The organism is Polaribacter sp. 11A2H (assembly GCF_011379025.1).
GTDB lineage: Bacteria > Bacteroidota > Bacteroidia > Flavobacteriales > Flavobacteriaceae > Polaribacter.
Window position 1 is genome coordinate 1 of record NZ_WTLD01000040.1, and the last position, 1,266, is coordinate 1,266.

1 protein-coding gene is annotated in these 1,266 nt (G+C 28.0%); it reads left to right on the top strand.

Annotated elements, in window-relative coordinates; genetic code table 11:
• Positions 1 to 109 precede the first annotated feature (109 nt).
• Positions 110 to 1,129: a virulence RhuM family protein gene (locus GQS58_RS16810; protein ID WP_166388045.1), complete on the top strand. Its 1,020-nt coding sequence runs from the start codon at positions 110 to 112 to the stop codon at positions 1,127 to 1,129.
• Positions 1,130 to 1,266: the final 137 nt, after the last annotated feature.

The following is a 1,266-nucleotide window of genomic DNA, read 5'->3' on the forward strand; positions in this document are numbered from 1 at the left end:
ACAACAACGTTACAACCAATAACGTGCTACTTTCGTGAGCTACCGATTCTTAAAAAAAACTTACAAAATAAATTGATTATTTTATTTACATTTGAGTAAAATTAAAACAATGAGTAGTTTAGAGGAACAATCAAAATTTATGTTTTACACTTCCGATAGTGGAGTAACTAATATTAGAGTTATTCTTGGGGAAGATACTGTTTGGGTTAGTCAATTAGGTATGGCAGAAATATTTGACACAACAAAACAAGTTATTAGCTACCATTTAAACAATATTTATAAAGAATCTGAACTAAATAAATTCGCAACTGTCAAAGAAATTTTGACAGTTCAAAAAGAAGGAAATAGAAATGTTCAGAGAAATATTGAATTTTATAATTTAGACGCAATAATTTCAGTAGGATATAGAGTTAATTCAAATAAAGCAACATTATTTAGGATTTGGGCTACAAGTGTTCTAAAGGAGTATTTAGTAAAAGGTTTTTCGTTAGATGACGAGAGATTAAAACAAGGAAAAAACTTATTTGATAAAGATTACTTTGATGAGTTAATTGAGCGTATTAGAGAAATACGTGCATCTGAAAGGAGGTTTTATCAAAAAATTACTGACATATACTCAACATCAGTAGATTATGAAACTAAATCAACAATAACAAAAAAGTTTTTTGCTACAGTTCAAAATAAATTAGAATTTGCTATTACAAAACATACTGCCTCTGAATTAATTAAACTGAGAGCAAGTTCTGAAAAGCCAAATATGGGTTTAACAAGCTGGAAAAACGAAAAAAAAGGAGGCAAAATTTTAAAAGCAGATGTTGGAGTAGCTAAAAACTATTTAAAGAAAGAAGAAATATCTGAATTAAATAGAATAGTAACTATGTACCTTGATTACGCTGAAAATCAAGCTGAAAAAGGTATAACAATGACAATGAAAGACTGGATTCGTAAATTGGATGCATTCTTGATATTTAATGAATATAATATTTTAAAAGACGCTGGAAAAGTCAGAGCAGTGGTGGCGAAAAAGTTTGCTGAAGATGAGTTTAATAAATTTAGAGTAATACAAGATAAAGAATATGAATCAGATTTTGACAAGTTAGTTGAAAAAACAAAAAAAGGAAAAAAATAATATAACTGGTTGTAACACCGTGTATAATTTATTGCTATTTTTCGCTTAATTTAAAGTTGGTTTATTATTTATTATCGTTGGTTTATTGGGGAAAATGCTCGCATATTTAAACGCAACAAACCATACACATAAACGTT

Bases quoted from the DNA above. Each gene is read 5' to 3' on its own strand.
- GQS58_RS16810 (WP_166388045.1), top strand. From the start codon at position 110: ATGAGTAGTTTAGAGGAACAATCAAAATTTATGTTTTACACTTCCGAT.